This window comes from Streptococcus sp. 1004_SSPC, assembly GCF_001069025.1.
GTDB classification, from domain to species: domain Bacteria; phylum Bacillota; class Bacilli; order Lactobacillales; family Streptococcaceae; genus Streptococcus; species Streptococcus vestibularis.
This window is the reverse complement of the sequence record NZ_JWGQ01000109.1, coordinates 1-570: the sequence shown is the minus strand read 5'-3', so window position 1 is coordinate 570 and position 570 is coordinate 1. Positions and strand designations below refer to the sequence as shown.

The following is a 570-nucleotide window of genomic DNA, read 5'->3' as shown; positions in this document are numbered from 1 at the left end:
AAAGTAGTGAGTACTCTCTCCCGTCGGAGATTTCTTCACTACTAATCTTAGTATGTTTTATATATGTTTAGAGTGATAAAGACACGTTTCTTAAAGTTGATGAAGTTTCTAAAACCGAAACCCAACCGTTTGATGTCTTTGATCAACTTATTAGTTGCTTCAAGTTTTGCGTTTGAATAGTCCGTTTCTAGTGCGTTTTTGATGTATTGTTTGTGTCTAAGAAAAGTCATAAAGACTGTTTTGAAGTAATGATTGACCTTGCTTATATTCTCCTTTATGAGTTCAAAAAGCTCATCTACTCTCTTCTCCTGAAAGTGAAAAAGTAAAAGCTGGTAAAGAGTATAGTAGTTGGTGAGCTCTTCTGAAAAGTCTAGAGTTTTCTCAACGACTTCATGTGGACTTAAGGTTTGACGGAAAGTCTTTGAATAAAAAGAGTTGAGAGATAACTTACGGCTGTCCTTTTGGAAGTGTCTCCAGTGATTTTTTAAAGTTCGATAAGGTAGCGACTTCTTATCAAACTGGTTCATAATGGCAATTCTTGTCTTTAAAAAGGCTCGACCAAGGTGCTGG

The 570-nt window shown here is 35.8% G+C and carries 1 protein-coding gene; it reads right to left on the bottom strand.

Going from position 1 to position 570, the window contains the following annotated elements:
* Positions 1–47: 47 nt before the first annotated feature.
* Positions 48–570: ISL3 family transposase (locus tag ADF62_RS08050; RefSeq protein WP_048788570.1), on the bottom strand; the 523-nt coding region annotated here is incomplete at its 5' end.